The 21640-nt window shown below is 68.0% G+C and carries 21 protein-coding genes; 7 read left to right on the plus strand and 14 right to left on the minus strand.

Features of this window, described 5'->3' with window-relative positions; genetic code table 11:
• Window positions 1-17: 17 nt before the first annotated feature.
• Complete coding sequence (locus ACQ5SP_RS08830; RefSeq protein WP_430937990.1) at window positions 18-488, plus strand: tetratricopeptide repeat protein; 471 nt, start codon at window positions 18-20, stop codon at window positions 486-488.
• A 74-nt stretch (window positions 489-562) separates the two neighbouring features.
• Here the strand turns inward: ACQ5SP_RS08830 and dctP are convergent, their stop codons facing one another.
• From dctP to ACQ5SP_RS08855, 5 genes are all read right to left on the minus strand, one after another.
• Window positions 563-1621, minus strand: a complete 1059-nt coding sequence (dctP, locus tag ACQ5SP_RS08835) for a TRAP transporter substrate-binding protein DctP (protein WP_430937991.1) — start codon at window positions 1619-1621, stop codon at window positions 563-565.
• A gap of 40 nt (window positions 1622-1661) precedes the next feature.
• On the minus strand, window positions 1662-2951 hold the full coding sequence (locus ACQ5SP_RS08840; protein WP_430937992.1) for a TRAP transporter large permease: 1290 nt from the start codon (window positions 2949-2951) through the stop codon (window positions 1662-1664).
• Window positions 2951-3457: a TRAP transporter small permease gene (locus tag ACQ5SP_RS08845; RefSeq protein ID WP_430937993.1), complete on the minus strand. Its 507-nt coding sequence runs from the start codon at window positions 3455-3457 to the stop codon at window positions 2951-2953. Before ACQ5SP_RS08845 ends, ACQ5SP_RS08840 begins: the two co-directional genes overlap by 1 nt.
• 169 nt (window positions 3458-3626) lie before the next feature.
• The gene (locus ACQ5SP_RS08850) at window positions 3627-4427 is read right to left on the minus strand and encodes a DeoR/GlpR family DNA-binding transcription regulator (RefSeq protein WP_430937994.1); all 801 of its coding nucleotides are present in this window, start codon (window positions 4425-4427) and stop codon (window positions 3627-3629) included.
• 72 nt (window positions 4428-4499) lie between these two features.
• Complete coding sequence (locus tag ACQ5SP_RS08855) at window positions 4500-4985, minus strand: MarR family winged helix-turn-helix transcriptional regulator (RefSeq protein WP_430937995.1); 486 nt, start codon at window positions 4983-4985, stop codon at window positions 4500-4502.
• A gap of 257 nt (window positions 4986-5242) precedes the next feature.
• Here ACQ5SP_RS08855 and ectA point away from each other — a divergent pair, with 257 nt between their 5' ends.
• From ectA to ACQ5SP_RS08875, 4 genes are all read left to right on the plus strand, one after another.
• Complete coding sequence (gene ectA, locus ACQ5SP_RS08860) at window positions 5243-5779, plus strand: diaminobutyrate acetyltransferase (protein ID WP_430937996.1); 537 nt, start codon at window positions 5243-5245, stop codon at window positions 5777-5779.
• Between the two features lie 75 nt (window positions 5780-5854).
• On the plus strand, window positions 5855-7147 hold the full coding sequence (gene ectB / locus ACQ5SP_RS08865) for a diaminobutyrate--2-oxoglutarate transaminase (RefSeq protein WP_430937997.1): 1293 nt from the start codon (window positions 5855-5857) through the stop codon (window positions 7145-7147).
• Window positions 7148-7155: 8 nt separating this feature from the next.
• Window positions 7156-7548, plus strand: coding sequence for an ectoine synthase (locus ACQ5SP_RS08870; RefSeq protein ID WP_430937998.1), 393 nt, complete (start codon window positions 7156-7158; stop codon window positions 7546-7548).
• An 80-nt stretch (window positions 7549-7628) separates the two neighbouring features.
• Window positions 7629-9086 carry an aspartate kinase gene (locus ACQ5SP_RS08875; RefSeq protein WP_430937999.1) on the plus strand — a complete coding sequence of 486 codons (1458 nt, stop codon included), beginning with the start codon at window positions 7629-7631 and terminating at the stop codon, window positions 9084-9086.
• 67 nt (window positions 9087-9153) lie between these two features.
• On the opposite strand, the gene ligD (ACQ5SP_RS08880) is transcribed toward ACQ5SP_RS08875, so the two are convergent.
• Genes ligD (ACQ5SP_RS08880) through ACQ5SP_RS08890 form a run of 3 tightly spaced genes read right to left on the minus strand, consistent with a single transcriptional unit; the run spans window position 9154 to window position 11647 of the window.
• Window positions 9154-10080, minus strand: a complete 927-nt coding sequence (ligD, locus tag ACQ5SP_RS08880) for a non-homologous end-joining DNA ligase (RefSeq protein WP_430938000.1) — start codon at window positions 10078-10080, stop codon at window positions 9154-9156.
• Window positions 10077-11075, minus strand: a complete 999-nt coding sequence (gene ligD / locus ACQ5SP_RS08885; protein WP_430938001.1) for a non-homologous end-joining DNA ligase — start codon at window positions 11073-11075, stop codon at window positions 10077-10079. The genes ligD (ACQ5SP_RS08880) and ligD (ACQ5SP_RS08885) overlap by 4 nt, the downstream gene beginning before the upstream one ends.
• Window positions 11072-11647: a DNA polymerase ligase N-terminal domain-containing protein gene (locus tag ACQ5SP_RS08890; protein WP_430938002.1), complete on the minus strand. Its 576-nt coding sequence runs from the start codon at window positions 11645-11647 to the stop codon at window positions 11072-11074. Before ACQ5SP_RS08890 ends, ligD (ACQ5SP_RS08885) begins: the two co-directional genes overlap by 4 nt.
• A gap of 131 nt (window positions 11648-11778) precedes the next feature.
• Between ACQ5SP_RS08890 and mnmH the strand changes: the two genes are divergently transcribed.
• The gene (gene mnmH, locus ACQ5SP_RS08895; RefSeq protein ID WP_430938003.1) at window positions 11779-12843 is read left to right on the plus strand and encodes a tRNA 2-selenouridine(34) synthase MnmH; all 1065 of its coding nucleotides are present in this window, start codon (window positions 11779-11781) and stop codon (window positions 12841-12843) included.
• 112 nt (window positions 12844-12955) lie between these two features.
• Here the strand turns inward: mnmH and selD are convergent, their stop codons facing one another.
• Complete coding sequence (gene selD, locus ACQ5SP_RS08900; RefSeq protein WP_430938004.1) at window positions 12956-15145, minus strand: selenide, water dikinase SelD; 2190 nt, start codon at window positions 15143-15145, stop codon at window positions 12956-12958.
• Between the two features lie 63 nt (window positions 15146-15208).
• On the minus strand, window positions 15209-16036 hold the full coding sequence (locus ACQ5SP_RS08905) for a PaaX family transcriptional regulator (protein WP_430938005.1): 828 nt from the start codon (window positions 16034-16036) through the stop codon (window positions 15209-15211).
• A gap of 80 nt (window positions 16037-16116) precedes the next feature.
• On the opposite strand from ACQ5SP_RS08905, the gene ACQ5SP_RS08910 reads away from it, so the two are divergent.
• On the plus strand, window positions 16117-16551 hold the full coding sequence (locus ACQ5SP_RS08910; RefSeq protein ID WP_430938006.1) for an acyl-CoA thioesterase domain-containing protein: 435 nt from the start codon (window positions 16117-16119) through the stop codon (window positions 16549-16551).
• Between the two features lie 4 nt (window positions 16552-16555).
• Here the strand turns inward: ACQ5SP_RS08910 and paaZ are convergent, their stop codons facing one another.
• From paaZ to ACQ5SP_RS08930, 4 genes are all read right to left on the minus strand, one after another.
• Window positions 16556-18586: a phenylacetic acid degradation bifunctional protein PaaZ gene (gene paaZ, locus ACQ5SP_RS08915; protein WP_430938007.1), complete on the minus strand. Its 2031-nt coding sequence runs from the start codon at window positions 18584-18586 to the stop codon at window positions 16556-16558.
• 109 nt (window positions 18587-18695) lie between these two features.
• Window positions 18696-20039 (minus strand): TRAP transporter large permease, encoded by a 1344-nt coding sequence (locus ACQ5SP_RS08920; protein ID WP_430938008.1) that lies wholly within the window; start codon window positions 20037-20039, stop codon window positions 18696-18698.
• Window positions 20036-20539, minus strand: coding sequence for a TRAP transporter small permease (locus tag ACQ5SP_RS08925; RefSeq protein ID WP_430938009.1), 504 nt, complete (start codon window positions 20537-20539; stop codon window positions 20036-20038). Before ACQ5SP_RS08925 ends, ACQ5SP_RS08920 begins: the two co-directional genes overlap by 4 nt.
• Before the next feature lie 59 nt (window positions 20540-20598).
• Complete coding sequence (locus ACQ5SP_RS08930) at window positions 20599-21621, minus strand: TRAP transporter substrate-binding protein (protein ID WP_430938010.1); 1023 nt, start codon at window positions 21619-21621, stop codon at window positions 20599-20601.
• Window positions 21622-21640 lie beyond the last annotated feature (19 nt).

Genomic DNA, 21640 nt, shown 5'->3' on the forward strand with positions numbered 1-21640 from the left:
AGGAGGAGAGCCGGAAGATGCGCGCGCTTGCCCTTGCGCTGATGCTGTTGGCCGCCCCGGCGGCGGCCGAGATCGAACATGCCCGCGACCTGATGGAAACGGGGCGCTTTGCCGAGGCAATGGCGGAGCTGCGCCCCGCTGCCCGGTCCGGAAATGCCGATGCCGAGGAACTGATCGGCGTCATGTATGCGCTGGGCCTTGGCGTCGAGCGCGACGACCGGCGTGCCTTCGAATGGTACCTGCGCTCGGCGATGAAGGGGCATCCGGGGGCGCAATCCGGTGTCGGCTGGTACTACGAGGTCGGCCGCGGCATGCCCGAACCCGACCTCGTGCGCGCCTACATGTGGTACGTCCTCTCCGCCATCGGCGGCGATCCCGACGCGGCCATCTCGCAGGAGGAGGTGGTCAAGAAAATGACGGAGGAACAGATCGAGGCGGCGCATGAGCTGATCGACGACTACCGGGTGTGGCTTTACCCGTTCCGCTGAGCGGCAACGGCAGCGCGGCACCGGGCCGCGCGGTGAAAATCGGGCGCCCCGGCGGACCGGGGCGCCGCCCTGGGTCACTGCATGTCGGCCTGGCGGGCCGCGTTGACCTCGGCCTCGGCTTCTTCGACCGCTTCGGTGAAGGCGGCGAAGATCTCCGGCCCGCGGTTCACGTTCTCCTGGAACCAGTCAAAGACCGGCGCCGCCGCCGCGCGGAACGCGGCCTTCTCTTCCGGGGTCGGAACGTAGAGATCGCCGCCGCCGTCGACAAAGTCCGTGTAGGCCTGGATCGACTTGCGCTTCGGCGATGCGAAGGTCGCCTGCTGCAGCTGGTAGAAGCCGTCGACCACGACGCGTTTCAGTTCGTCGGGCATGGACATGAACTTCTCGTTGTTCATCCACCAGAGCGCGCCCATGTAGGCATGCCCGTCCAGCGTGACGTATTGCAGGCCGGCATCCGGGAACTTCATGCCCATGATGTCGGTGATCCCGTTCTTGGAGCCTTCGACCACGCCGGTCTGGAAGCTGGTGAAGAGCTCGGGCCACGGAATCGGCGTCGGGCTGGCGCCCATCGCCTTGACGAGTTCCTGCGGCAGGTCGGCCACGACGGTGCGGATCTTGAGGCCTTCCATGTCCTCGGGCGCGGCGATGCGCCGTTCGGTGTTGGCGAAGTTGCGCCAGCCGCCGGTGTTGCCGACGGTCATCAGCCGGATCGTGCCGCCCGAATCCTCCAGCGCCATGTCGCGCATCTCGTTGACGAAATCGCTGCGCAGGACCTTCTCGGCGATGCGGTCATCGGCCATCAGGTAGGGCAGGTCGAGCACCTGAACATAGGGAAAGATGCCGGCCGCGCCGCCCGAGGTGGAGATATAGACGTCGATCGACCCGTCGGAGACGCCCTGCAGGCATTCCGCGCCCTTGGAGCAGAGCTGCGTGCCGATGAAGAGTTCCACGTCGATGGCGCCGTTGGAGGCGTTCTCGACGTAGTTCTCGAAGACGATGAGGCCGTCGTAGTCCTCGTCGTTCTCGTTGGAATTTGCGGTCGCGCGGATGGTGTACTCCTGCGCCGTGGCCGCCAGCGGCGCCCCCGCGAGAAGCGTCGCCATCAGCAGCGACCCGATGGTTCCCTTGAGCATGGTGTACCTCCCTTTTCTGGTCATGCGTCTCGGATTTGCCTCACTGCACGAAGCCCGTGATCCGCGGAACGAACATCGAGATCGCGGGCACGTAGGTGATCAGGAAGATCACCAGCACTTCGATGGCGAGGAACGGCAGGATGGCCTTGGCGATGGTCTCCACCCGCTCGTTGGACACGGAGGAGGCCACGAAAAGCACCAGCCCCATGGGTGGCGTCGCCAGGCCGACGGTCAGGTTGACCGACATGATGATCGCGAAATGCACCGGATGCACGCCAAGATCGGTGAAGATCGGCGCGAGGATCGGGCCCAGGATGATGATCGCCGGGCCGGCATCGAGGAACATGCCCACCACGAAGAGCAGCAGGTTGATCAGGAAGAGCAGCATCAGCGGGTTCTCGCTGAGGCCCAGGATGAACTCGGCCAGTATCTCCGGCGTGTGGCTGAGGCTGACGACGGTCTTGAACGCCATCGCGGCGCCGACCAGCAGCAGAACGACCGACGAGGTCAGCGCCGCCTTCGTGAAGACCGCGGGAATGTCGGACGGCCCAAGGGTGCGCAGGATGAACAGCCCGACGATCAGCGCGTAGCCGGCGGCGACGGCAGAGGCCTCCGTCGGGGTGAAGATGCCGCCGAGGATACCGCCCAGGATGATGACCGGCGTCATCAGCGGAAAGAACGCCTTGAGGCTCGCCTGGCCGCGCTCGCCCCAGCTCGCCTTGGCGGTCGCGGCGGGGAAGCCGTATTTGTCGGCCTGCAGCTTGACCATGATCATCAGGCCGATCCCGACCATCAGCCCGGGGACGATACCGGCGAGGAACAGCGCCGCGACCGATTCGCCCATGACATAGGCATAGATGATCATGATGCCCGAGGGCGGGATCACCGGCCCGATCACCGAGCTTGCCGCGGTGATCGCCGCGGCGAAACGGCGGGTGTAGCCCTGCTTTTCCATCGCCGGGATTAGCATCGAGCCGAGCGCCGAGGTGTCCGCCACCGCGGATCCCGAGAGCCCGGCGAAGAGGATCGAGGAGAGCACGTTCACATGCGCCAGCCCGCCGCGCAGGTGCCCCATCATCGCCTGGCTGAATTCCACCAGCCGCATGGTGATGCCGCCACGGTTCATCAGCTCGCCCGCGAGCATGAAAAAGGGGATCGCCATCAGCGGGAAGCTGTCCATCCCGTTGTAGACGTTGCGGTAGAGCAGCGCGATGTCGCGCTCCTGCCCGTTCAGCCAGAGCAGCAGGCCCGGCGCGGCCAGGAGCCCGAAGAAGACCGGCAGCCCGACCATCAGGAACAGCAGGAAGACCGGCAGGAACCAGACCAGCATCACTCGGCCCCCACGACGAGGGCGTGGTCATCGGAGGGCAGTTCGACCTCCGGGTCGAAGATGCGGACCAGGCATTTCAGCATCAGCTCGACATTGACCGAGATCAGCAGCACCAGCCCGACCGGCAGCGACATGTACATCCACGCCAGCTTGATCGGCACCGCCTTCAGCCCGAAGAGATCGAGCGGCAGCTTCAGCGTCGACGAGGCGAAAAGCCAGCCGCTGTTCACATGCTTGAGGCCAAGCTGCAGGCCCACCACCAGAACGACGAGCGACAGCGCGAAGAGCAGGATGCCGAAGATCAGCCCGGGCACCCTGGGCAGGAGGCGGGCGAACATGTCGATCGAAACGAAGCCGCCCCAGCGATAGGCCGAGGGCGCGACCACCCCCGTCATCCACAACATCAGGAAGCGGGCGGCCTCGTCCGGCCAGGGCAGGGCGCTGTTGAAGACGTAGCGCGCGACGACCTGGACCAGGATGACGAGCACCATCAGGAACATCGCCATCCAGGCGATGTGGCGACCGACGCGCAGAACGGCCGTGTTGACCGCGCAATGCGCCCGCAGGATTAGCAGAATCCCCCGAATGGCAGGCTCCTCCCCGGTCGGTCAGATTCACGCGCGGTTCGTTTGTTGCCGCGTTGCTTTCGAATGCTTTCCGAAACGAAACCCTGAGTCAACCCTGACCGGTCAAGGCGGGCTGCGGTTCGGTGCGGTGCGGGGCGGCCTCGACGAGATCGACGTCGTGGGTCCGGCAGAGCCGCCGCAGCGCGGGGGAATCGCAGCGATCGGTGACGAGGCTGTGGATCTGCCGCACATGCCCGATCCGGACCGGCGCCGAGCGGCCGAACTTGCCGCTGTCCACGGCCAGGATCACGTGCCGGGCGTTCTCGATGATGGCGCGCGCGACATGGGCTTCGCGCAGGTCGAAATCCAGAAGCGCGCCGTCCTCGGCCACGGCGGCCGCCCCGATCACCGCGAAATCGGCGCGGAACTGGCGGATGAACTCCACCGCGCCGGCCCCGACGATCGAGCCATCGGAGTGGCGGACGGTGCCGCCCGGCACCATCACGTCGACACCCGGGAATTTCCTGAGCTCGTTGGCGATCCCGACATTGTCCGAGATCACCTTGAGCCCGACATGCCGCCCGAGCGCCCGAGCCACCGCCGCGGTCGTCGTCCCGGCGTTGATCAGCAGCGCCACGTTGTTGGGGAGGCGTTCGGCCACGGCGGCGCCTATGGCCTCTTTCTGCGGGGCGGCGATGTCGCGGCGCACCTCGAAGCTGGTGTACTCGACCCCCGCCAGCAGGGTCGCGCCGCCGTGAAAGCGGTTCACAAGGTGCGCGGCCTCAAGCGCGCGCAGGTCCTTGCGGATCGTCTGGGGCGTGGTGCCGAAAACCTGTGCCAGCTCTTCGACGAGGACCCGGCCTTCCTGGCGGATCTGGCTCATGATGGCGGTCTGGCGAGGCGAGAGCATGGGTGGGGCCGCTTGGACAGGGCGAACAGGTTTCGTTTATAGACCAGAAACGAAACAATTCGCAAATCCGCCTCAGTGCCCGGCGGGACTCCGGCGGATGTCGCCCAGGTCGAGCACCGGCGAGGCATCGAGTCCCTTGGCGTTCAGCAGGAGCGCGACACGTTCCAGCGCGGCCACGATCATCGCCTGTTCCCAGTCCTCCAGCCCGTCGAACTGGGCGGTGAACTGGTCTTGCAGCGGATCGGGCGCACGGTCGAGCACCTCGCGGCCCTGGTCGGTGAGCAGGATGTTGGTCTGGCGCCTGTCGGTCTCGGAGCGCTGGCGCCGGATCATGCCCTTTTCGGAGAGCCGGTCCAGCAAAGCCGTCATCGTGGCCTGGGAGACGCCGAGGGTCGCGGCCATTTCCTTGGGCGTCGAGCGTCCGGTCTCGCCGACCGCCTGCAAGGTCAGCATCTGCGCCGTGGTCAGGCCCGAGGCCTTGGCCAGATTCCGGCTGTGCATCTCGGTGGCGCGCAAGATGCGGCGGAGCGCGATCAGGGCAATATCGGACCGTTTCATGGACCCTCCGCTCGCGGGACAACATCGGACGCGCCGATTTTCCACCGAAACCGGTGTTTCGCAATAGCTAATTGTTTGGCTGGCTAAATGAAAATGCCCCTGCGCGTCGAGGGATTCGGGGAATGTAACGGCTATCGAATGTAAAATTTGCGCATATAGCCTTAAAAAATAGGGCTCTGAGGAAATGTTGCTTAGGCTGTTGAAATATTCAGCTTCATTGGCTATCTATACGTCCAGATGAGTTGAGGACGGAAAACATGCCTTCGAAAGACAACGATCCTAGCCGATCGCGGGACGTGGTGTTCCGCACACCCACGGACACCGACGGCGCCGCGATCTGGAACCTGATCCGCGAGAGCAAGCCTCTCGACGAGAATTCCATGTACTGCAACCTGATCCAGTGCACGGACTTCGCGGATACCTGCGTGGTGGCAGAGCTGGACGGCGAAATCGTCGGCTGGATCTCGGCCTATATCAAGCCGAGCGAACCCGAGACGGTCTTCGTCTGGCAGGTGGCCGTGTCCGAAACCGCCCGCGGCATGGGCGTCGGCAGCCGGATGCTGACGGCGCTTCTCGACCGCGACGCGTGCCGTGACGTGACCACGCTGCAGACGACCATCACCCGCTCCAACGCGGCCAGCTGGGCGCTCTTCTCGCGCTTCTGCGACCGGATGGACGGCGACATGGATCACGAGCCGCACTTCACCCGCGACGAACACTTCGACGGGACGGCGGCGACCGAACACCTGGTCACCATCGACCTTGCGGCCGAGGATCTGAAGAAAGCGGCCTGACCGGCCCCTTCACCCGGCCGGCGCGGCGGAGTCGCTGCCGCGCCCACCCCCTTTCCCCAGATGACGAGGATAGTCATGACCACCGCCAAGACAGCGGATAAATCGATCTTTGCGCGCCGTGAATCCGAGGTGCGCAGCTACAGCCGCAGCTTCGACACGGTGTTTTCCACCGCGCAGGGCAGCCACCTGATCAACGAGAACGACGAGGTATTCATCGACTTCCTGGCTGGCTGCTCGTCGCTGAACTACGGCCACAACGATCCCGAGATGAAGGCCGCGCTGGTCGAGCATATCGCCGGCGACGGCATCGCGCACGGGCTCGACATGTACACCGACAGCAAGGCCGCCTTCCTCGAGAGTTTCGAGGAGCTGATCCTCAAGCCGCGCGGCATGGATCACAAGGTGATGATGACCGGCCCGACCGGCACCAACGCCGTCGAGGCCGCGCTGAAGCTGGCGCGCAAGGTGACCGGCCGCAAGAACGTCGTCTCCTTCACCAACGGCTTCCACGGCATGACGCTGGGGTCGCTGGCACTGACCGGCAATTCCGGCAAGCGCGGCGGCGCGGGCGGCGTGGCGCTGGGCGACGTGACGCACCTGCCCTTCGAAGGGGCCATGGGTCCGGACGTCGACACGCTGGAACTGGCCGACGCCATGCTGAGCAACCCCTCGAGCGGCATCGACGCGCCGGCGGCTTTCATCCTGGAAACCGTCCAGGGCGAGGGCGGGCTGAACGCCGCCTCCAAGGAATGGCTGCAAGGCGTGGAGAAGCTCGCCCGCAAGCACGGGGCGTTCTTCATCGTCGACGATATCCAGGCCGGCATCGGCCGCACGGGTGAGTTCTTCTCCTTCGACGGGATGGGCATCTCGCCCGACCTGATCCCGCTGGCGAAGTCGCTGTCGGGCTTCGGCCTGCCTTTCGCGCTGCTGCTGCTGAAGCCGGAGCACGACATCTGGAAGCCGGCCGAGCATAACGGCACCTTCCGCGGCAACACGCATGCCTTCGTCACCGGGCGCATCGCGCTCGAGAAGTTTTGGCGCGACGACAAGTTCGCCACCGAGGTGAAGCGCAAGGGCGAGGTGCTGAACAAGCGCCTGTCCGAGATCGCCGCCTACATCCCCGGGGCGCACCTCAAGGGCCGCGGCATGATGCAGGGCATCGACGTGGGCTCGGGCGAAATGGCCGAGGAAATCTGCGCCACCTGCTTCGACAACGGGCTGGTGATCGAGACCTCCGGCGCCCATGACGAGGTGGTCAAGGTGCTGGCGCCGCTGACCACGCCCGACGAGGTGATGGCCGAGGGCCTCGACATCCTCGAGGCAGCCGTGCGCGGCGTCGCCGGAAGCAAATCCATCGCAGCGGAGTAACACCACCCATGATCGTACGCGATTTTCACGAGCTGAAGAACACCGACAAGGCCGTCTCTGACGCGGAATGGACATCCGTCCGGATGCTCCTGGCCGGCGACGGGATGGGCTTCAGCTTCCATATCACGACGCTGAAGGCCGGGTCGGAACACACGTTCCACTACAAGCACCACTTCGAGAGCGTCTACTGCATCTCGGGCAAGGGTTCGATCACGGATCTCGCCACCGGCGAGACCCACGAGATCCGCCCCGGCGTGATGTACGCGCTGGACCAGCACGACAAGCACACCGTGCGGTCCGAAGAGGATCTGGTGATGGCCTGCTGCTTCAACCCGCCCGTGACCGGGACCGAGGTGCACCAGGCCGACGGATCCTACGCGCCGGCCCCGGCCGACGCCTGAAGCGCGAGACGTTTCGCAGGAACGCGGCGGCGGCCCCGGTTCGGGGCCGCGCCTGCCAAGGAAAACCAGGAAGGTTCACAGTGACTGACAAGCAAGCCCATACGGGCCACACCGTCGAGAAGATCGGCGGCACGACAATGAGCCGTTCGCGCGAGCTGATCGACAGCCTCTACAAGCGCGAGGGCCCTGACGGGACGCCCTATAACCGCGTCTTCGTCGTGTCGGCCTTCGGCGGCATCACCGACCTGCTGCTGGAACACAAGAAATCCGGCACGCCCGGGGTCTACGGGCTGTTCGCGAATGCCGACAACGATCACGCCTGGTCCGACGCGCTGAACAAGGTCGCGGAGGCCATGTGCGACACCCATGGCGAGATCCTGAGCGAGCCGGGCGACCAGCGCATGGCCGACGACTTCGTCCGCGAACGGATCGAGGGCGCGCGCAGCTGCCTGATCGACCTGCAGCGGTTGTGTTCCTATGGCCATTTCCGGCTTAACGAGCACATGCTGACCATCCGGGAACTGCTCTCGGGGCTGGGCGAGGCCCATTCGGCTTTCGTCACCTCGCTGCTGCTGAACCGCGAGGGCGTCAACGCGCGGGCCGTCGACCTGACCGGCTGGCGCGACGACGAGGTCGTGACGCTGGAAGAGCGCATCACCCGCGCCTTCGAGGACGTCGATTTCGCCACCGAGCTGCCTGTCGTCACCGGGTATGCCCAGTGCAAGGGCGGGCTGATGCGTGAATTCGACCGCGGCTATTCCGAGGTCACCTTCAGCCAGATCGCCGCGCTGACGGGCGCGCGCGAGGCGGTGATCCACAAGGAATTCCACCTGTCGAGCGCGGACCCGAAACTGGTCGGCGTGGAGGCCGTCCAGAAGATCGGCCGGACCAATTACGACGTGGCCGACCAGCTCTCGAACATGGGGATGGAAGCGATCCATCCGCGCGCGGCCAAGACGCTGCGCCGTGCCGGCATTCCGCTGCGCGTGGCCAACGCCTTCGAGCCGGAAGATCCCGGCACGCTGATCGACGAGGAGGCCGCCGGCGAACCGCGCGTCGAAATGGTGACGGGTCTCGGCGTCTACGCGCTGGAACTCTTCGAGCAGGACATGGTTGGCGTGAAGGGCTACGACACGACGGTGCTGGACGTGCTGACGCGCCACAAGGTGCGCATCGTGGCGAAATCGTCGAACGCCAACACGATCACGCACTATGTCGACGCGCCGCTCAAATCGGTGCGCCGCGTGGAGCAGGACCTGCGCAAGCTCTACCCGTCTGCCGAGCTGTCGGCGCGGAACCTGGCCATCGTGGCCGCCATCGGCGGCGATCTCTCGGGGCTGAAGGTGATGCTGCGCGGTCTCTCGGCGCTGGATGCGGCAGGCATCGAGCCGATCGCCGTGCAGCAGACCACGCGTGACGTGGACGTGCAGTTCGTCGTGCCCAAGGACAAGATGGCGGACACCATCCGCCAGCTTCACAAGGAACTGGTCGAACCGGCGGAGACCGCCGGCAAGACCGCGGAATTGCACGCCGCCTGAGGCGGCGTGCAACCCTGGGCGGCCGGGCGCTACGTCCTCATCTCAACGCGCCCGGCCCCTAGGTCATCTACCCCACCACATCTCGACCCTCGGTGCCAAGGGCATCGAGCCGCGCTTCTACCGTTTCGGCGGCGACGCCGGCCTGCGCGATCCCGCGCCACGGATCCTCCTTTTGCGCCAGCCGGCGGAAGATGTTGCCCATGTGGTAATCCTGCGGGCCGGTCCGGCCCAGTGCCTCGTCCCAGTCGAGCGGCGTCGCAATGGGCGCGCGCGGTTTCGCGCGGACGCCGTAGGGCGCCACGCCGGTCTGGCCATAGGCATTGCGCAGCGTGTCCAGGAACACCCGGTCGCCGCGCCCGGCCTTGCGCTGCTCGGTGGTAAAGCTGTCCGGCTCGGCCGCTGCCAGGCGGTCCGCGATCCGTCGCGCCAGCGCCCGCACCCGGTCGAATCCGGCGCTGCGATCCAGCGGCAGGATGACGTGGAATCCGCGCGACCCGGTGGTCTGGACATAGGCGGTCAGGTCGAGAGCCTCGAACAGGTCTTTCAGGTGCCGTGCGGCACGGCGCACCTTGCCGAAATCCCGGTCCGACGGATCGAGATCGAAGATCATCCGGTCCGGATGATCCGGACGGTCCACCCGCGCGAGCGAAAGATGCGGCGTGATCGTGCCCTGCGTGGCGAGAAAGGCAAGCGTTGCCGGGTGGTCGGCGACCGCGTAGCTGACGCTTCCGCCCTCTTTCGGAAGCTCGGCGCGCCGAACCCATCCGGGGAAATGATCCGGCGCGTTCTTGTGGAAAAACCCCTCCGCCCCGATGCCGTCGGGAAAGCGCTGCATCGTCACCGCGCGGCCCTGCCAGAGCGGTGCCGCGGTCTCGGCGATGCGGGCGTAATAGGCCACGAGATCGCGCTTTGTGATCCCGTCATCCGGAAAATACGGCTTGTCCGGGTGGCTGATCTCGATCTGCTTGCCAAGAACCTCCATCGTGTCGGTCATGCCGGACGCTCCCGCACCACCTCGCCCGCCGGCTTGTCCCGGCGCAGGCCCAGGAACCGCGGATGGCGCAGCTTGCCTGCCTCCGTCCACTCGGTGAATCCGAACGCCCCGACGAGTTCCGGATCGATCCACGTCACGTCGCCGTCATCCACCGGATCGGCAAAGGGGCTGTTCGCGCGGGTGATCTCGCACATGCGCTCATGGAGCCGCGCCAGCGTCTCATCGTCGTAGCCGGTGCCGACCTTGCCCGCGTAGCGCAGGTCTCCATCCTCGTAATAGCCCACCAGCAGCGCGCCGAAGCCGGTCCGCGCCCCCTGGGGCGCGGTGAAGCCGCCGATCACCAGCTCCTGGCCCTGGCTGCATTTGAACTTGAGCCAGTCGCGCGACCGGCGATGGGCATAGGGCGCGTCGGCCCGCTTGGCGATCACGCCCTCCCACCCCCTGGCGCAGGCCTCCCTGTAATAGTCCAGCCCGGTTTCGTTCCGGTGCGGGGTGAAACGTAGCGGGTCGTCCCAGTCGACCGCCGCCCGCAACAGCTTTTTCCGATCCCTGAGCGGCAGGCCGTCCAGCTTGCGCCGGTCGAGGTGCAGGATGTCGAAGAGATAGAGCCAGACGCGTACCGGGCTTCGCCGGGCCGCCGCCGGATCCTTGATCTGCATCCGTTTCTGCAGCCGCGCGAAACTGCTCACTCGCCCATCGAAGGCGACAATCTCGCCGTCGAGGATGGCGTCGCGCGGGGCGGCCGCCTCGAGCGCGTCGACAAGCTCGGGATAGGTATCGTTCAGGCATTTCCGGTTGCGGGTCATGAGCCGCGCACGCCCGTCCGCGATGAAAACGAGCGCGCGTTCCCCGTCCAGCTTGCGTTCATAGACCCAGCCGGCGTCGGAAAAGGGGCTGTCGGTCAGCACCGCCAGCATGGGCGCGGTCCAGCCCGGCGCCGCGGCCTCCGGCAGCGCGGCGCGCACCTCCGGCGAGAGCCGGTCGAGCGCGCTCATGCCCCGGCCTCCGCCGCGATCTCCTCGAGGCTGTGCCCGCTCGCCACGGAGTCGGGTTCGGTCGAGACCGGGTTGCGCCGGGCATCGGCCGCGTCGTCGTCCATCTTGATCAGCAGCCAGTCGTCGCCTTCCATGCGCTGGAGCGCGTAGCCGCCGCTGAGCTTTTCGCCGTGCAGCCGCACCAGCAGATGACCGTCCTTCAGCGCGTCGCCGACCGCGCGCAGGCCATCCTCTTTCCGGGTGATGTTCTCGTAGCGGCCGCGGTCCCAGATCAGCACCGTCCCGGCGCCGTATTCGCCCTCGGGGATCACGCCTTCGAAATCGGCATAGGCGCGCGGGTGATCCTCGGTCATCACGGCGAGCCGCTTCTCGCGGGGATCGGTCGAGGGACCTTTCGGGATCGCCCAGGACTTGAGGGTTCCGTCCACCTCGAGCCTGAAGTCGTAATGAAGCGTCGAGGCGTCATGTTTCTGGATCACGAAGAGCGGACCGTCCCCGCCGGGTGGCGTGTCCCTGTCGGGTTCCGGGGTCCGCGAGAAGTCACGCTTTTTCTGGTATGCGCTTTCCGGCATCGCGGGCATCCTTTCCTGGGGCGGCCGCCCGCATCATAGCCCGACGACCGCGTGGAATGGAAACGCAGCGCGCCCCGGGGGCGGTTCCGCGCGGGCTTCCATGTGCCCGGGCGCGGCGCTATGTCAGCGACATGGCCCTCAGACTCACCGCGCTCGCCGACCTGGCGGCGCTGCCCTTCGACGAGATCATCGACGTCCGCAGTCCCTCGGAATATGCCGAGGATCACCTGCCCGGCGCCGTCAACCTGCCCGTGCTCAGCGACGCGGAGCGTGCGCGGGTCGGCACGATCTACGTGCAGGAGGATCCCTTCAAGGCTCGAAAGATCGGCGCCGCGCTGGTGGCGCGCAACGCCGCGCACCATCTCGAAACGGCGCTGGCGGGGAAGCATGGCGGCTACCGGCCGCTGGTCTATTGCTGGCGGGGCGGGCAGCGCTCGGGGGGCTTCGCGTCGATCCTGGCGCAGATCGGCTGGCGGGTCGAGCTTTTGGACGGTGGCTATCGCAGCTATCGCCGGCTGGTGTCCGAAGCCCTGTACGCGCAGGATTTCCCCGCCCCCGTCGTGCTGCTCGACGGCAATACCGGCACGGCCAAGACGGACATCCTGCATGCGCTGGCCGCACGCGACGTGCAGGTGCTCGACCTCGAAGGGCGTGCCAATCACCGCGGATCGCTGTTCGGCGCGCGGACCGGCGGACAGCCGGGACAGAAGGCCTTCGAAAGCAGCCTGGCGATGGATATCGCGGCGCTCGATCCGGCGCGCCCGGTGATCGTGGAGGCCGAGTCGAGCAGGGTCGGTGACCGTATCCTGCCGCCAGCGCTCTGGAAGGCGATGAAGGCGGCCCCGCGGATCACGCTGTCCGCCTGCCTCGACGAGCGGGCGCGCTACCTCGCGCGCGCCTATGCCGATCTGGCGGGGGACCCGGCGGCGCTGGCGGAGACGATCGAGCGGATGCGCCCGATGCATGCCGCGGCCACGATCGCGCATTGGCGCGGCCTTGCCGGCTCCGGCGCGTTCGAGACCCTGGCACGCGACCTGATGGCCGAGCACTACGACCCGCGCTATGCCAAGCACCGCCGCCGGATGGCGTCGCCCCGCGAGACGCGGGTCACGCTGGACGACCTGTCGGAGACCGGGATCGCGCGCGCGGCCGAGCGGCTCCTGCCCCGCATCGCCGCGCTCGTGGCCGGCCGCTGAGCCGGGGTTTCGCGCCTCCGGCGCGAGGATACTTGGACCACTTGGAAGCCAGGCGTGTCCCTCCAAGTGGAAAAATATCCCCGCCGGAGGCATGGAATCGCCGCGCAGCGGCTCAGCGCGCCTCGATCCAGGGCGCGCCGTCGGTGATCTCGCCGATGATGGCGGCGGTCTCGCCGGCGTCATGGAGGCGGGTGAGCGTTGACCGGGCGGCAGCCTGCGGCAGGGCGGCCAGCAACCCGCCCGCCGTCTGCGGATCGAAGAGCAGATCGCCGTGCGGCCCGTCGGGGCGCGATACGCGGCCCGACTGGCCGGCATTCGACTCCCAGAGCGTCGAGCGCGTGCCCGCGGCCGCAAGCGTTTCCGCCCCGGCGAGCAGCGGGATCCGGTCCAGTTCGAGCCGCGCCGCCACGCCGGAGGCGGCGCAAATCCCCATCAGGTGACCGGCCAGGCCGAAGCCGGTGACGTCGGTCATGGCATGGGCGCCCGCGAGGATCCGGGCGGCCCGGTCCTGCGGGCGGGCCATCACGTCATAGGCGGCCGCGACCCAGTCGCCACGGGCCGCCCTCGCCATCTCGGCGGCCAGGATCGTGCCGCTGCCGATCGGCTTCGTCAGGATGAGCGCGTCGCCGGGGCGGGCACCGTCCTGCCCGATGGGACGGCCGGCCACGAGCCCGGTCACGCTGTAGCCGATCGTGAGTTCCGCCCCGATCGAGCTGTGCCCGCCCACGACGTCGGCACCGGCCGCGCCGAAGGTTTCGGCCGCGGCGGCGAGGATCTCGCGCAGGGTCTCGGCCTGCAGCCGGTCCGACATGCGCGGGAGGATCACCTGGGTCAGCGCCGCCTGCGGGTTGCCGCCCATGGCCCAGATGTCGCCCATGGCGTGGACGGCGGTGATCTGCGCCAGCAGCCAGGGATCGTCCACGAAGGCGCGCAGGTGATCGGTGGTGAAGACCTGCGCGTCGTCGCCATGGGCGAGGATCGCGGCGTCGTCGCCCGGCCCCGACAGCACGTCGCCGCGCCGGGGCGCCGGCAGGGCCGCGAGCGCCGCGGCGAGGTCTTCCTTGCCGACCTTCGCGCCGCAGCCACCGCAAAGCGGCTTGCCGCCGGCCAGCGCGCTGCGCACGCCCTCGGCGGTTTCCCGCGGGAGTGGTGGCGGCGTCATCTCGGGCAGCTCCTGGAAGCGGGCCATGAAGCGGCGGTCGATGCGGTCCTTGAGCCGCCAGAGCAGGCGCCCGCCGGCGCGCAGGCCGAACTTGTCGGCCACCGCGTCGCGGTCCCCGGCGGAGATGAGTTTCAGGTAGTCCGCCTGCGGCCGGAAGCTGCGCAGGCGCCGCCCCGACGCGGCGGCGCGCAGGTTGCGATAGAGCACCGGCGCGGCGCGCACGGCGTAGACGCCGGCCTTCGGGCGCGGCGCGTGGGAGAGATGCGCGCAATCGCCCACGGCGAAGATCGCCGGGTCGGTCACCGAGCGCAACTGCCGGTCGACGGTCACGAAACCGTCGGTCAGGTGCAGCCCCGTGCCGCCGAGCCAGTCCTGCGGGCGCGCCCCGGCCGCCCCCGCCGTGAAGGCCGAGGGCAGGCTTTCGCCGCCCGCCAGCACGACGCGGTCGTCGCGCAGCGCGGTCACCTGGGCGCGGGTCCGCAGATGAAGGCCCAGCCGCTGCATCCGGTGGCGCAGTGCGGCCCGTGCGCCCGGGTGCAGGTCGCGCAGCACCTCGCCCGCCGTTTCGACCACCGTCACCTCGGCGTCTCGGCAGCCGGCCCGGCGCAGCCGCCAGGCCATCGCCATGGCCAGCTCGACCCCGCCGACCCCGCCGCCGATCATGACCGCGCGGGCCGGCACCGCGCCGGCAGCGGCCGCGTCCACGAATCGTGCCCATGCGTCGGCGAATGGCCCGAGCGGCTTGGCGGCGTGCCCGTGTTCGGCAAAGCCCGGCAAGCCGGGCATGTCGGAGGTGATGCCGATGTCGAGCGACGCGATGTCGTAGGCGATATCGGCGCGTCCGGGCAGCTGCACCCGCCGGGCCTGCCGGTCGATGCCGCTCGCGCGCCCCAGGACAAGGCGCGCCCCGGCGTGCCGGGCGAGCCGGACGAGGTCGATTTCCAGCGCCTCGCGCGGGTAGTGGCCGGCCACGTGCCCCGGCAGCATCCCGGTATAGGGGGCTGTCGGCGCGGGGTTGATCAGCGTCAGCCGCGCCCCCGGCAAGGGCGCCATCGCCCATTTGAGCAGCACCAGCGCATGGGCGTGGCCGCCGCCGATCAGGACGATGTCACGGGTCAGGGGAAGGGGCGTCTGCATCATCTCGGGGTTCCGGTCAGGCTCCGCGTGACACTCTAGGGTGGGGATGGGCGCGCGGCGATGCGGTCACCGGCCGCGTGCCGGTTCTGAGGCGCCGATCTCGGCGTCGAGCCAGGGACGGGCCAACGGCGTCAGCGCCGCGTGGAGCGCCAGCACCCGCGCCCGGCAGGTCTCGCCCGGCCAGTCGCGGGGAAAGAATCTCTCCGGCAAGTCGGGATGGCGCAGCAGGAGCCGGCGCCACTGGTGCACCACCAGGGTTCGCAGCGCCACCGCGTCGAGGGGGTCGGGCGGCGGGCCTTTTTCCAGATCGGCCCGGAGCGCGGCGAGACCGTCGGAAAGCCGCGCGTAATCGGCCGCGAGGTCCGGCGGGCCGAAGGCGGCGCGCAGCCAGTCCGGCAGGCGGGGCAGCTCGCCTTCGGCGACCAGCACCCCCTCCGGCGCCGGGCCGGCCCCCGCCGGGCCGATGAAGACGCCGCCATGAGCCGGCAGGAATCCCGCCGCGGTCATCGCGTCCGACAGGTCCGGGCCGCCCGGGTCCGCGACGGCCAGGTACCACGGCCCCTGCAGCGCCGGCGCGGCGGCGTAGATCCGTTTGGTCGCCGGCTGGAAGTTGGCGATGCCGCTTTCGGAGAGCCGGTAGAAGCTGTTCCGGCCCTGTTTCGTGCGGGTGAGCCACCCGTCCCGCGCGAGGCGGAAGAGGGCCACGCGCAGTGCTTCGGGCTTGATGTCCATCCGCTCGACGATGCGTGCCAGCGTCGTCGCCGCGACGGTGCCCCCGCGTGGCAGGACCGCGTCGCCGAAGATGGTGATGATCACCGACCAGACCCGCAGATCGCCAAGCGCGGCAAGGCGCGCGATCATGCGGTCTGCGTCGGAACGGGTTTCCTGGCTCATGGCGAAGCTATAGACCGGGAACGCGCCGAGCGCCACACGCCCCGGCGCGAGGCAGGCTCACATCAGCGGGAGGAAACGGCATGACGCAAGACGCATTCGGCCCGGAAGACGCCAAGCGGCTGCTGCAGGAGGTCTTTGCACCCTGGGTGGCGGAGATCGGGTTGGAACCGCTTGTCTTTTCGGATCGTCAGGCGCGCTTTCGGTTGCCGGAAAACCCGCGGCTTGCCCTGCGCGGCGGGCCGGGGCAGGGGGTGCTCTGCGGCCAGGCGGTCGCGGCGGTGGCGGATACGGCGGTGGTGCTGGCGCTTTCCGGGGCCAATGGACGTTTCCGCGTCTGCACCACGGTGGACCTGTCGGTCAGTTTCATCCGTCCGCTATCCGGACCGGCCGAGGTAACGGTCGATATCGAGAGCAACGGCCGCAAGATGGCGGTGGCGCGGGTGAGCCTGCGCGCCGAGGGCGCGGAGAAGGCGGCGGCCCTTGCCACCGCCACCTTCATGTATCTCGAGGACTGACGCCTCAGAAGGCGTTCATCGTCAGCAGCTCGTATTCCGCCACGGTCTCGTCGTCCTGGTTGGTGACGGTCACGTGCCAGCGGACCTCGCCGTAGTCGTCGGTGCGCTTGGTCTTGCGCTTGACCGTGAGCCGCACCTTGATGCTGTCACCGGGACTGACCGGTTTCTCGAAGCGCAGGCCGTCCAGGCCGGTATTGGCCAGCACCGGCCCCGGCGCCGGTTCCACGAAGAGCCCGGCCGCGAAGGACAGCAGCAGGTAGCCATGCGCGACGCGTCCCGGGAAGAACGGGTTCGCGGCGGCGGCCTCCTCGTCCATGTGGGCGTAGAAGGTGTCGCCGGTGAACGCGGCGAAATGCTCGATATCCTCCAGCGTGATCTCGCGTGGTTCGGTATAGAGCGTCTCGCCCACCTGCAGATCCCCGAAGCGCCGGGTGAAGGGATGCGCCGGGCCCTCGATCTCGCGCGCGCCGGGCATCCAGGTCTCGCCCACGGCCGACAGGATGTCGGGGCTGCCCTGGATCGCGGTGCGCTGCATGTAGTGCATCACGCCGCGCACGCCGCCCATTTCCTCGCCGCCGCCGGCGCGGCCGGGGCCGCCATGGACCATGTGCGGCAGGGGCGAGCCATGGCCGGTGGAGTCCTTCATCGAGTCGCGGTTGTTGAAGTAGATCCGGCCGTGATACGCGCCCGCGCCCATGGCGATCTCGCGCGCGACATCGCGGTCATGGGTGATGACCGAGGCCACGAGGCTGCCCTGTCCGCGATTGGCGATCTCGATCGCGTGGCCGATGTCGCGGTAGCCCATGACGGTCGAGACGGGGCCGAAGGCCTCGGTGTCGTGGACCTTCTCGGCCGCGTCGGGATCTCGGCAGCAGAACAGCATCGGCGGCAGGAAAGCGCCCTTGTCGCGGTCGGCGCCATGGACCTCGAAGTTCTCCGGGTCACCGAAGACGCGCTCGGCCTCGGTGCCGATGATCGCGGCCTTTTCCAGCACGTCCGCGCGCTGGTCGGCCGAGACCAGTGCCCCCATGCGGGTGTCCGCGTCGCGGGGATCGCCGATGGTGGTCCGGGCCAGCTTGGCCGAGATCCCCGCGTTCACGGCGTCGACCTGCCCCTCGGGCACGATGATGCGCCGGATCGCGGTGCATTTCTGCCCCGCCTTGGCGGTCATCTCGCGCACGACCTCTTTCACGAAGAGATCGAATTCCGGCGTCTCCGGCACCGCGTCGGGACCGAGGATCGAGGCGTTGAGACTGTCCTGTTCGGCCACGAAGCGCACCGAGTTCCGCAGGATGTTCGGGGTCGATCGCAGGCTGAGCGCCGTCGACGCCGAGCCCGTGAAGCTGACCACGTCCTGGCAGCCGAGCCGGTCGAGCAGGTCGCCCGTGCCGCCGGCGATGAACTGCAGCGCCCCCTCGGGCAGAAGACCCGAGTCGAGCATCATGCGCACCGCGGCCTCGGTGACGTAGCTGGTCGCCGTGGCCGGCTTCACGATCGCCGGGACCCCCGCCAGCAGGGTCGGCGCCAGTTTTTCCAGCATGCCCCAGACCGGGAAGTTGAAGGCGTTGATATGCACCGCCACGCCCTGCAGCGGCGTGCAGATATGCTGGCCGAGGAAACTGCCCGAACGCGAGAGCTGTTCGACGCCCCCGTCGAGATAGACATGGGCGTCCGGCATCTCGCGCCGGCCCTTGGAAGCGAAGACGAACATGGTGCCGATGCCGCCGTCGATGTCGATCAGGTGGTCCTTCTGCGTGGCGCCGGTGTCGAAGGACAGATCATATAGCGGCTGCTTGCGGTCCGAGAGATAGGCGGCGAGCGCCTTCAGCATGCGCGCCCGGTCGTGAAAGGTCATCCTGCGCAGGGCCGGCCCGCCAACCTCGCGGGCATGGTCGAGCATCGATTGCACGTCGAGCCCGCGGTTGCCGGCCTCGGCGATGGTGTCTCCGGTGATGGCGCTGGCGATCGGGCGGGCGCCGGCGCCCGGCGCGATCCATTCGCCTGCGGCAAAGCTGCTGATCTGCATGATCGTCATGGTGTCGTCCCCTGTCTGGGTTAGGTCAGGAAAGGCTCCGCCCGTCCGCCGGGGCGGTGGGCGGCCGCCGCGCCCGGCGCGGCGGCAATCGGGTCGGGTCGTGCGCGGCTCAGCCCATCTGGTTCGGCAGGAACAGGACCAGCGCCGGGATCAGCACGATCAGGGCAAGGCGCAGGATGTCGGCGATCCAGAACGGCGTGACGCCCCGGAAGATCGTGCCCGTCGTCACGTCGCCCACGACGCCGCGCAGGATGAAGACGTTGAGTCCCACCGGCGGGGTGATCAGGCTGATCTCGGTGACCACCACGACCACGATGCCGAACCAGACCGGGTCGAAGCCAAGCTCGGTCACCAGCGGGAAGAAGATCGGCACCGTCAGCAGCAGCATCGAGAGGCTTTCGAAAACCATGCCGAGCACGATGTAGATCAGCAGGATCAGCGCCATCACCGCCATCGGCGAGACCGCGTTCTCGGTCACCAGCGTGATCAGTTCGGTGGGCAGACCCGCGAGGTTCACGAAGTTCGAGAAGACCTGCGCACCGATCAGCACCGCGAAGAGGGCCGCCGAGGTGATGGCCGTCTCCTTGAGGGCTTCGAGCATGTCGCGGATGCCGAGATTGCCACGGAAAAGCGCGATCAGGAAGGCGCCCATCGCCCCCATGCCGGCGGCCTCGGTGGGCGAGAAGGTCAGGTTGAGCGGCCAGATATCGAGCGCGCCGTAAAGCCCGCCGATCACGAGGAAGAACAGCAGCAGAACCGCCCAGACCGACCGCAGCGCGCGCAGCCGTTCGGGCCAGGCGTGGCGCTCGCCCGCCGGGCCGGCTTCGGGCTTGCGCCAGACGGTCCAGCGCACCGCCAGAAGATAGAACACCACGCCCAGCAGACCCGGAAGGATCCCGGCGATGAACAGCTTGCCGATGGAGGTCTCGGTCAGCAGGCCGTAGATCACCAGGATCACAGAGGGCGGGATCAGGATCCCGAGCGTGCCGCCGGCCGCGATCGAGGCGGTCGACAGCTCGTCGGAATACTTGTAGCGGCGCATCTCGGGCATCGCGACCTTGGACATGGTCGCGGCCGTCGCCAGAGACGAGCCCGAGATCGCGGCAAAGCCCGAGCATGCCATGACCGTGGCCATGGCCAGCCCGCCGCGCAGATGCCCGAGGAAGGCGTTGGACACGGCGTATAGCTCGCGGCTCAGCCCGCCCTTGTTGACGAACAGCCCCATGAGGATGAAGAGCGGCACGACCGACAGGCCGTAGCTCTGGGCCGTGTCGGTGATCTGCCGGCCGACCATCGACATGGCGGCGGTCATGCCCCGCTCGTCGAACAGGCCGCCGTCGCCCCGCACCCAGACATAGCCGAAGGTGCCGACGATCCCCATCGCGAAGACGATGGGCATGCGGGCAAGGACAAGGACAAGAACGAGGGCGAACCCGATCAGAGCTTCGGTCATTTCGCTTCCTTCAGAACACGCGGGGCAAACAGGGTGAGCAGGCCGGAAATCACCATCAGCAGCCCCGAGAGGCCGGCCAGGGCGGCGATGAAATAGCCCACGTAGAATTCGGGGATGGCGAGATACTCGGTCACGTCGCCGTAGTCGCGCCAGCGCCCGGCCAGGACCAGCACCCGTTCCACCGGCCAGTAGAGCAGGCCGCCGCAGACGATCTGCACCAGCCCGTCCCGCAGCCGGGCGATGCCGAGGCGGCGGAACACCGGGTCGGTCAGGTCGACGGCGATGTGATCGTTGCGGGCCGACACGATGGGCAGGACCGAGAAGACGATGATCGCCATCAGGATGCGCGTCAGCTCGGTCGCGGCCTCGATCGGGGCGTTGAAGGCCGAGCGCAGAACGACGTCGGCGAAGGTCATCACCATCAGCACGAACAGCGCGACCGACGCCAGCAGAACCGGCAGGACCTCTGCACGTCGGATCAGGCGGATGAGGGATTGCATGGGGGATGCCTCCGGGAAATGCGGCCCGGCGGCGACGACGCGCCGCCGGGCCCTGTGGCTCAGTAGTTCGCCATCTCGTTCATGATCATCTCATGCGCGGCACCGGCGTCGACGCCGGTGGCGGAGACTTCCTCGATCACCGCGTCGATGACGCCCGAGGCGATTTCCTTGAACTTCGCCTGGTCGGCTTCCGAGGCCTCGGTGATCGTGTTGTCCGCGGCGGCTTCCGTCGCCTCGAGGCTCTCGATATCGCCGCCGTCCCAGATCTTGCCGATCTCGCGCGACAGCGGTTCGCCGAAGACCTCTTCGTCCAGGACCTGCTGGATGTCCTCCGGCAGGCTGGCGAAGGTGTCTTCGTTCATGATGAAGGCGAAGGAGCCGCGGTAGAAGCCGCCCGGCATCTCGTAGAGATGCGGTGCCACCTCGATCAGGTTGAAGCCCTTGCGCGAGTCGACCGGCATCACCACGCCGTCGGCGGCGTTGGAGGCCAGCGTCTCGTAGACCTTGGGCGCGGGCACCTGGATCCCGGTCGCGCCGAGCGCGTCGCCCACGGCGCTGCCGACGCCGCCCGGCACGCGGAGTTTCAGGCCGGCGATCTCGTCGAGGCTCTCGATCTTCTCGGCCACGTGCACCTGGGCCGGGCCGTGGGTGTGCATGGCGATGACCTTGACGCCGCGATGCTCGTCGGCCTCGGAGAGGTACTTTTCATAGGCGCGCCAATAGGCGACGGACGCGGCCTCGGCGGAGCCTTCATAGCCGGGCAGCTCGATCATCTTCGTGGTGACGAAGCGGCCGGCCTGGTAGCCGTGGAAGATGATCGAGGCATCGGCGGCGCCGTCCATGATCATGTCCATTTGCGCCGGCGGGGGGGCGAGGCCCAGCTTCAGCTCGGCGGTGACGCGTCCGTCGGTGGCCTCTTCGACCATCTCGATGAATTTCGGCCACATCTTCGCGTTGATGTTGTGCGTGGGCGGTGCCCAGCTCGAGATCGTCAGCGTGTAGTCCTGCGCCGACGCGACGGTGCCGGTGACCGCAAGGGCGGCGCCGGCAAGCAGCGTCGAGAGCGTGTTGAGTTTGGTCATGGTTTCCTCCCTTTCTGAC

This window comes from Rhodovulum sp. YNF3179 (assembly GCF_050586465.1).
Classification (GTDB): Bacteria; Pseudomonadota; Alphaproteobacteria; order Rhodobacterales; family Rhodobacteraceae; genus CAJXYS01.

Coding starts and splice junctions, on each gene's coding strand:
- ACQ5SP_RS08930 (WP_430938010.1), bottom strand. CDS start 21,621: ATGACCAAACTCAACACGCTCTCGACGCTGCTTGCCGGCGCCGCCCTT.
- ACQ5SP_RS08890 (WP_430938002.1), bottom strand. CDS start 11,647: ATGCCGGAAAGCGCATACCAGAAAAAGCGTGACTTCTCGCGGACCCCG.
- ACQ5SP_RS08850 (WP_430937994.1), bottom strand. CDS start 4,427: ATGCTCTCGCCTCGCCAGACCGCCATCATGAGCCAGATCCGCCAGGAA.
- ligD (WP_430938001.1), bottom strand. CDS start 11,075: ATGAGCGCGCTCGACCGGCTCTCGCCGGAGGTGCGCGCCGCGCTGCCG.
- ACQ5SP_RS08910 (WP_430938006.1), top strand. CDS start 16,117: ATGACGCAAGACGCATTCGGCCCGGAAGACGCCAAGCGGCTGCTGCAG.
- ACQ5SP_RS08855 (WP_430937995.1), bottom strand. CDS start 4,985: ATGAAACGGTCCGATATTGCCCTGATCGCGCTCCGCCGCATCTTGCGC.
- ACQ5SP_RS08840 (WP_430937992.1), bottom strand. CDS start 2,951: ATGCTGGTCTGGTTCCTGCCGGTCTTCCTGCTGTTCCTGATGGTCGGG.
- ectB (WP_430937997.1), top strand. CDS start 5,855: ATGACCACCGCCAAGACAGCGGATAAATCGATCTTTGCGCGCCGTGAA.
- ACQ5SP_RS08920 (WP_430938008.1), bottom strand. CDS start 20,039: ATGACCGAAGCTCTGATCGGGTTCGCCCTCGTTCTTGTCCTTGTCCTT.
- ACQ5SP_RS08925 (WP_430938009.1), bottom strand. CDS start 20,539: ATGCAATCCCTCATCCGCCTGATCCGACGTGCAGAGGTCCTGCCGGTT.
- ACQ5SP_RS08905 (WP_430938005.1), bottom strand. CDS start 16,036: ATGAGCCAGGAAACCCGTTCCGACGCAGACCGCATGATCGCGCGCCTT.
- dctP (WP_430937991.1), bottom strand. CDS start 1,621: ATGCTCAAGGGAACCATCGGGTCGCTGCTGATGGCGACGCTTCTCGCG.
- ACQ5SP_RS08830 (WP_430937990.1), top strand. CDS start 18: ATGCGCGCGCTTGCCCTTGCGCTGATGCTGTTGGCCGCCCCGGCGGCG.
- selD (WP_430938004.1), bottom strand. CDS start 15,145: ATGATGCAGACGCCCCTTCCCCTGACCCGTGACATCGTCCTGATCGGC.
- ACQ5SP_RS08870 (WP_430937998.1), top strand. CDS start 7,156: ATGATCGTACGCGATTTTCACGAGCTGAAGAACACCGACAAGGCCGTC.
- ACQ5SP_RS08845 (WP_430937993.1), bottom strand. CDS start 3,457: ATGGCGATGTTCCTGATGGTGCTCGTCATCCTGGTCCAGGTCGTCGCG.
- ectA (WP_430937996.1), top strand. CDS start 5,243: ATGCCTTCGAAAGACAACGATCCTAGCCGATCGCGGGACGTGGTGTTC.
- ligD (WP_430938000.1), bottom strand. CDS start 10,080: ATGACCGACACGATGGAGGTTCTTGGCAAGCAGATCGAGATCAGCCAC.
- mnmH (WP_430938003.1), top strand. CDS start 11,779: ATGGCCCTCAGACTCACCGCGCTCGCCGACCTGGCGGCGCTGCCCTTC.
- paaZ (WP_430938007.1), bottom strand. CDS start 18,586: ATGACGATCATGCAGATCAGCAGCTTTGCCGCAGGCGAATGGATCGCG.